Raw genomic sequence first — 8,404 nt, 5'->3', positions numbered from 1 at the left:
ACTAATCTATCGGAGTTCTGTTCTGATTTTTCGGCAATAGTGTAAAATCGTATCGAGCAAAAACTGTCAATTTTATTCTAGCGTTCACACCATATTCTTCTGAGTTAAAAAAATATAAATAGATTAGAGAGAGTTAAATAAAAATTAATAGAATTAGAAAAAGAAGAGGGTAGCTCAAGCCAGTCGTACCAATCCTTCTGACGATTTAAGTGAAAAGAGATATTTCAAAAGGGCCATAGTTTCGTTCCCAAAGGTTCATTTTTTTTCAACTCTGATTTGAGAATTAAAAAACGAGAGAGGATTTAATTCAGTAAATCCTTGATTACTTAACTGTTTGGTTTGATTTTTTTCCTAGAAGTAAAAAAATGCAGATTCAGTTGCAATGATGACTTAGAACGAATGGGAAACAATACAAACAGATGAAAATCCCTGCAAGAATGGGTGATTTTCATATATATTTTCAAAAATGAACATGACAAATAGACCATCATGCGATAGCCAATTTTGCCTGGTTCTCTTTAAGTCGTTGATGGAGATAGAAAATCGGCTCCTCAAAGAACAGCTTATGGGTGCTCGAGTGGACCAAGTCCTCACGATGGTGTAGGAATGCTTGTTTTAACTCTTCGACGACCCGTTTGAATGTCTCGGCCCCGAATGTATCGCTCATCGAGAAGAGTGAATCACGGTTGACCTTGAGCACGTCAAAGTCGAAGAACTCCCCTACTCGCTTGCGCAACTCGAACCAAAGGAGTTGAACATCAGTGCGGTCTTTCTCTTTGATCTGCTTACTGTCTTGCGCAGCTGATAGCTGGACTTCAAGTAAGAGCGGTCGTGTCACGTCTTGGACTCGTTTCTTAAGCGAGATGTTCTGTTTGACCATATTTAAGAAACGCTTACTGTCTTCAACAAGCGACACTTTAAGGAATTTGAGACCAGCCATCATCTTTTGGATGGCGAGCTTATGGCCACAGTATTTAGGAAGGAACCCTTTGATCTCATCGTAGGTCAGGATGGCCTGTTCATTTGACTGGACATGAACGTCTTTTTCGACCTGGACGATTGTCCGTAGCGCGAGTCGCAACGTATTCACATTATCGAGTGCGATTAATTCGGCCAAGAGACCGTGCCAAACAGACGTATATCCGGTCTTCGAACCGACCGTAGCACCGTCTACAAACAAATCACGATAGTTTTCAAGGTAATCCGTCAATTGGATTGAGATCACTCCTGGGAAGTGACGGACGACCGTCATGAGACCATTCTGTTCGAAGGTCTTCAAGTTGTTATGTAGGGAGCGGACCGACGTACATGCAAAATCCGCGACCATGTGGTCTTCGATGAATTCAATCTTCCCTTGGTCGTCAGCGTAGGCGAGAATGGAGAGGATATGACGGATCCGAGACTTGGTCCATTTGAAGGCCGTGAAACAGGCCGGGATGTTATAATGATGCTGCTCATAACGGTAATGATCGGCGCGTTTCGTCCAGCGTGTCAATCCACTCATCGCGACCAATAGTTTATTGGCGATTAAAATATGTCGATTCGTCTCCATCATCTCTCCTACACCTCCCCTATCCTAAAATATGCTAGTTTCAGTATCCAGCTCTTTCAAGATAGTGTCAAAGTGCGTTTTCAGTACGGTCATTTGTTACCAAAATGAAAAATGCGTTGATATAAAGCCATTTCGAACCGAGAAAAACATGCATTTTCAGTACGGTCATTTGTTACCAAAATTGATTTGTCCGCTCTATAGGGCCATTCCTGTAGAAAATAGAGTAGATTTTTATAGTTGGAAAAGAGAAAAGTGTAGTTTCGGTACGGTGTTTTGTTACCAAAAACGAAAAAATGTAAGTTTGGTACGGTCGTTTGTTACCAAAAAAGAAGAAAATGTAGTTTCAGTACGGTCATTTGTTACCAAAAAGGCAAAAAGAGTCTCAAAAATTTATTTTCTAAAGGGCGATGAATCCATAAAAATGTAGTTTCGGTACGGTGTTTCGTTACCAAAATAAGAAAATGCACTTTCAGTACGGTCATCTGTTACCAAAATCGTTGAAATCTGATATAAAGGAAAGCCATATTCACCAAGAAAGGCGATTTGATTGAATATCTATCGAATTTTTATATGAAAAATTTAGGGAAATTAGATTCAAACCACCCCTATTTTTTAAGAAGAATGAGAGAAAAGTGTAAGTTTGGTACGGTACAAGCAAAGATATAATTCAGGATGTCCGACGATACTCGACGTTATTGGACGTGTTGGTTCCAACTTTACTGTTAAATTCGAATCGTCGTGATTCATGTGAAACAATGAAGTAGATGAATTAAAAAAGAACCCAGATAGACTGGGTTCTGCGCGATAACAGTTATAACAGTAACGTGTCCACATGACCTGGCAATTCCCAAGACTCCAACGGATAGAAGGTGAAGAAGTAATAATCGCCGGAACGGTGCCAATCCTTCAGGATGAAATCATGTTCCTTGATCCGATCCAGATTCAATTCAAGCTCTTTCAGGTTATCGGCCTTTCGGACCTTGTTGAATCGAATCGAATAGGTGAACTGACGCCAGTGCCTTCGGACGGGTTGCTGCTCCCCTGTCTGAATGGAGTTCATCCGCTCTTTTTGTAGGACGAAGGCCAGATGATAGGCGAAGCTGCCTTTCAATTGTTCGATCTGTTCCCCATAGATGCTGACGATCTGTTGTTTCAACAGGTCGTCGTAGATTTCCTCACTGACCGTGACGATGACTTGGCTCTCGGCTAATGTTGTCGCATTTTTAATGGTCACCGAGGAGAACAGGCCTCGGATGAAGAAGTCCCCGTCCTCGTTGTGTCCTGCGACACGATAATAACCGAGCTTCATGAGACGTTGCGTCGTCAGATCGTAGCTTTTGCCACTATCGTTCGCATACAGCTTCTTGACGAGCTGCGAGAGCGGGAAGATGATTTTTCGGCTTGTCTGGAACGTCATGTCCCGATACGCGAGAATTTCTGTGAAGGCCTCGAAGTCTTTCGAGTCAAGATCCGGCACCTTCCCGTTCAATTCTTGGATGAACTCTTTGCTGACGAGGACAGAGAGGTGGTCGGGAATCCCCTTCTTGTATTTCGGGATCACCGTGTCATAGTTTTGAAGCTCGAGATTCAGCTGCGACGCTTCGTTCAGTTTCTCATCCAACAGGTCTGTCTGGTTCTTTATGCGGTCGGACATACCGAAGAACGGGATATCGACGGCGAGCGTCGGAGAGTGGTGCGCAGTCGGTTGGTTGAGATCTACCTCTTTGGCGACCTCCCACAGGATCATCAAAACATCCGTCTTGAGTGAGGTCTTCTTCTGATTCACCGTCTTTTGGGACCAGTAAGGATACGTATGGATTAACAGATTCGGATTCTCAGCCCATTCTTTCAATTCTAGGATGCATTGTTGCATATAACCTTCGATGGTTTTCACGTGAAACTCTTTCAGGAAGGCTTCCGGGCCGACCAAATGATGATATGCGGTAATCATCTCGAACCGGGCACGCAATTCTTTCTTCGGGCCACGTCCCTCTTCGTAGTTTCGGATGGCAGCCTGCACCCATCGCTTCTTTAGCTTGTTGAATGAATGATAACGTATCTTCTTATAAGAAGCCTCTAAATTTTCGAATTGATAGTGCTCTTGATAAAGTGTCGTGACGAATTCCTGGATATCAAAAATAGACACGCTGTGGAGAATCTCCTCCATACGATGCCTTTGAATAGCCGTGACCGCTTGAGAAATGATGAGTTGTTGCGAGCGGCCATTGGAGGTTGATTGAGTCTCCATATTGATCACCTCTTCTAGGAATAAATATAGCACAAATTAAGTCATATAATTTTATCCAATTTAAATTATTTCAAATACCGTATGTTCATAGAAAAGTGTGCGCCGGCGCACACTTTTATTAAGGCTTCGTGAATAAAGAACATTGAAGAGAAATTAAATTATCCTTTGCTAAATATTGTTATAATATTTAAGTGGAACATTAATTTAATTTTACAACTTGCATATAACTAACTGAAAAAATGAATCGGAGTGTTTAATATGCCCACCGTTAGTTCAACAATTTATTTTGCTGTTAAACCTGCATTTAGTTACATAATCAATGAGTCAAAAACTTCATTACGAAACAAATGGAGAATAAAATATCGTATTCGAAAAATAATGGATTTTAGAAGAGAATATGATAATACATTAATTGATACATTAACGTTTCAAAAAGTATTAAACAGTAATTTAGTAACTGGATTAATTTATAGTTTTGTATTTACTACTAAAAGCCCTTCATATTCCAGAGAACAATTAGTATCAAGACTTTCGGAAATCACAATCGAGAAAATTGATCCTAATAATACTAATGGTAATACTAAAAACTCATTGTATTTATCAATTTGTGAGGAATATTTTGAAGATTTAATAGTTTATTTAGAAGAAATTAGAGATACATATTTCACAGACAATGAACGTCAAATTATTTCTGTTATTCAAAATCAAGTGGTTGAAAGTAGCGAGGATCTAAAAAAATTTTTGGCTGAAAATTTAGATTTGATTCAACAACGACAACACCTAGCCATTTTTACAACACCTAAAATGAACGCGTTGCTTTCTCAAAGTGTGGCAGATTTGAGCCGCAGATATATGCCCGATGCTAACGTTAAAACAAGTTTAGATTCATATTTTAAAGTGATAGCTGGGGAAAAAGATTTTATTGAAAATGCAAGAAAAGTAGCAAATGATTTGAATTTTAATATTCAAGATCTATTAAACAATTTGGAATTGAATAGCACCATTTTTTTTGACGATGATAATACAATATTAAACCGATTAAAAGAACGACTTTCGAGAATATTGGGAATTCAGCATCAGGTATTTTTAGAATTAGAAAACGATACGTATTTCAATGAGATTTACGAGGTTGCATATGACCTTGAAATTATTATTGGGAAATATAAGCTGATTGCTCCTCAAACCCAATATCATGAATTAGTAAAAATAGCGCAAAACACCTTTGAATCATGTTTTAAAGTGACAAATATATTTAATGAAGTAAATCGGAAGTTGCTCAGTAAACCGTATATGGTGATTTACGGGGAGGGCGGAATAGGAAAATCTCATTTGCTGGCAGAAAATGCGAGAATGCTAAAAGAAAACGGTCATGAAGTACTATTGTTTTTAGGACAACATTTTAAGACAACAGAAGATCCTTTTACTCAACTGTTTCGGGGGTTGGATTATCGTGGGACTAGAGAGTTATTCCTGGAAGAGTTTAATAGCAGAGGAATTGAAAACGGTAAAAAAACAGTCATTATGATTGATGCACTAAATGAAGGGTCTGGAAAACATTTTTGGAAAGAATTCTTTTTGAATTTCTTAAATCAGTTCAGGGACTATCCCCATATTGCGTTGGTATTCACTATTCGAAGTAACTTTATCAAGAGTATATTACCTGAAAAAATCGAATCTGAATTTCCTTTGACTAAAATCGAACATTTAGGGTTAAGTCTTTCCAGCATAGAAGATTTGATTCCACTTTTTGATTTTTATAATATCAATTTAGTTGATTTCCCATCATTTGAATTAGAGTCTAGAAATCCATTGTTTTTACATACTTATTGTGAGCTTTTAATTGAACAAGACCAATATAGAGGATGGAGTATCTTTGAACTTCTTAAAAGACACATAATTAAAATTAACAAAAAATTAGCGACTGATATGCGGTTCCGATACTTACCGGAAATCAACTTGATTGATAAGATTTTAAAAGCAATTGCATTCTCATTTTTGAATAATAAAACTAAAGAAATAGCTCTCTCAGACTTGTACGATATCATTAATGCAGTTGCTTCAAAATATACAGATAATTATCGCGAGTTAGTCAACGGGTTGGTTGAAGAGAATATATTAACAGTAAGTACAGACTATACGAGTAATGAGATTGCATACTTTACTTATGAACGTTTTGCTGATCTTTATATCGCGATTTCCTTAGTTTCTGACGAACCACTTTGTGTAGATGTTATAAAAGACGTTAATGATGAAAATTATTTATTCTATAGTGGAGTACTAGAAGGTTTATCAATTGTTTTACCAGAAAAGAAGAACAGAGAAATCTTTGATTTATTTAGTGAGAACGAAATCACGGCAGAGATTGCTGAAGCGTTTGTGATGGGACTTTCATGGAGAAGTCAAAGTTCATTAACTTTAAATACTACAGCATGGATAGAAAAGTGCTTAAATCAGGGGTCGCTATGGTTGTCAGATATAGTTTATATACAACTTTTGAAACAATCATATCTAGCAGAATCTAAATTAAATAGCTTATTATTACACAAGCATTTAGATTCTTTGACTTTACAAGAGAGAGATTCTTTTTGGACTCAAATAATTAATAATTTTCCCGAAGTAGTCCAAGAATATATAAATCTAGCATTACAGGACAGTTTGAGTGGAAAGCACCTGAAATATGATAATTATAAACTCATGTCTTTAGTTTACGTATGGCTTATGTCTAGCACAAATAGAGAGTTAAGAGATTCTTCAACTCATGCACTAGTAAAAGTGTTTTTAAAGTACCCAGAATTGCTTACGATTACATTTAAAAAGTTTGAAAAAGTTAATGATCCATACATTATGGAACGCTTATTGGCTAGTGCGTATGGAGCATGTTTAAGAATTAGAGACAAGGAAAGAATTAAAAGCTTTTCAAAATTAATTTTTGAAGTGTTTTTTTCGGTGGAAGAAGTATACTCAAATATTCTTGTAAGAGACTACGCCAGAGGTATTATACTAGCAGCGTATGAAGGCGAATCTATTGATGAAAGTATTCAACAAAAAATTACACCTCCATATAAAAGTACGTGGTATGATTCAACTTACACATTAGAAGAAATAGATGAAAAAGTTCGAGAATTTAAAAAACTATCTAGGGGAAGAAAAACGGGATTTGAAACTATTGTTAGATCATTAACTACTGAGTATGGACGAGGAACAGCTATGTATGGAGATTTTGGTCGTTACGTATTTGGAAGCTCTTTAAAGTACTGGGATATACAATTTAACGATCAAGATTTAAGCAATATTATTGCTATGAGGATAATTGACTACGGTTATAACGAAGAAAGCCATGGCAACTATGATAGCAATATTTCAAGTTTCGACCGTCATCAAAATTCTATAGAGCGTATTGGTAAGAAATATCAATGGATTGCAATGTATGAACTTCTCGCTAAACTTTGTGACAACTTCCAAATGAATCGTAATTATAATGAGGAATTCGATAGTATTCATTTTCATGGTCCCTGGACTCCATTTATTAGAGACATTGATCCAAGTTTATTATTTCATTATCCGAAACAAGATAAAAGAATTAACAAAAATATTTTGCCGGAAGAACCTGATCAAGATTGGGTTAAAAATTCAGTTGAAGTAGATAATATTCATCAATTCTTAGAATATTATTATGAAGGAGAACAATTCATTTCGTTAGGTCAAATGATGTCACAAAGAGTAAGAGGTGAGTATTCTGAAAGTGGAACCAATGAATTTTTTGTAAAATCTAAAGCTGTATTTGTACCAACTCATCAAAAGGCAGAATATATAAGTGCAAAAATAAAAAATAAAGACAATTTAAGTGTAGATTGGGCCAACAGTTACTCAGTATTCGCGTTTGAACATTACAGATATCCTGCATCTGAAGATGCGTATTATCAGAGTGCTTATAGAGACTTTGAAGTACAGGATGCTCTTTGGGAATTTACGTGGGAAAATAATATTAATTATGAAACTCATGAAAGGATGACTATAAGCATCTTATTTCCTGGTAAAGATATAGTAACATATTATAATTTAACTCAAACTTCTGAAGGTGTTTGGATAACTGAAGAAGGAGAAATGGTAGCTCTAGATACAAAGACTTTTGGATATGAGCAAAATTTAATAATTCGAAAAGATTTATTAGATAATTATCTGAAAGAAGAAAAGTTGAGTCTGGTTTGGGACTTTTATGTAGAGAAAAGAACAAAGAATAACAGGAAAGATGAATGGTTAATATGCTGGGATATGGGAAAAAGAATTGATTATGAAATTTTAGATAATTATAGTGAATATCAATGAGTCAGTAATTAAAACTAAAGAAACAGTGTATTTAATACTGAAAAGAGAGGACTTTAATCAATTTTAGAGTCCTTTCATGTTATTTAAGAGAGGGATTAATTATGTCAAAATTAATTTATCTACATATTAAAAATATTGATAGGAAAATATATAATCAAGAAATTAATTTTAGCAAAGACTTTAAAGTATGATGAATTATAAAATTAAGTGCAACACCTGAACGTGAACGCAAAAAAGCCCATAGCGATGGCCTCGTGTAGAATGAAGTTACGACACAA

The 8,404-nt window shown here is 36.2% G+C and carries 3 protein-coding genes; 1 reads left to right on the top strand and 2 read right to left on the bottom strand.

Annotation, left to right across the window (positions count from 1 at the left end; all coding sequences use genetic code 11):
* Positions 1-487: 487 nt before the first annotated feature.
* Together KNP77_RS15435 and KNP77_RS15430 are read right to left on the bottom strand one after the other, a co-directional pair.
* On the bottom strand, positions 488-1,555 hold the full coding sequence (locus KNP77_RS15435) for a hypothetical protein (protein ID WP_214891670.1): 1,068 nt from the start codon (positions 1,553-1,555) through the stop codon (positions 488-490).
* Between the two features lie 808 nt (positions 1,556-2,363).
* Positions 2,364-3,800 (bottom strand): hypothetical protein, encoded by a 1,437-nt coding sequence (locus KNP77_RS15430; RefSeq protein ID WP_214891668.1) that lies wholly within the window; start codon positions 3,798-3,800, stop codon positions 2,364-2,366.
* Positions 3,801-4,058: 258 nt separating this feature from the next.
* Between KNP77_RS15430 and KNP77_RS15425 the strand changes: the two genes are divergently transcribed.
* Positions 4,059-8,126, top strand: a complete 4,068-nt coding sequence (locus KNP77_RS15425; RefSeq protein ID WP_214891666.1) for an NACHT domain-containing protein — start codon at positions 4,059-4,061, stop codon at positions 8,124-8,126.
* The last annotated feature ends 278 nt before the right edge of the window (positions 8,127-8,404 follow it).

The sequence above is a fragment of the Exiguobacterium sp. s142 genome (genome assembly GCF_018618455.1).
GTDB classification, from domain to species: domain Bacteria; phylum Bacillota; class Bacilli; order Exiguobacteriales; family Exiguobacteriaceae; genus Exiguobacterium; species Exiguobacterium aurantiacum_A.
Note: the sequence above shows the minus strand (reverse complement) of the source record. Positions and strands in the feature narration are given on the sequence as shown.

What these genes read in the sequence shown, in the direction of transcription:
- KNP77_RS15435 (WP_214891670.1), bottom strand. Translation starts at nt 1,555, where the DNA reads ATGATGGAGACGAATCGACATATTTTAATCGCCAATAAACTATTGGTC.
- KNP77_RS15430 (WP_214891668.1), bottom strand. Translation starts at nt 3,800, where the DNA reads ATGGAGACTCAATCAACCTCCAATGGCCGCTCGCAACAACTCATCATT.
- KNP77_RS15425 (WP_214891666.1), top strand. Translation starts at nt 4,059, where the DNA reads ATGCCCACCGTTAGTTCAACAATTTATTTTGCTGTTAAACCTGCATTT.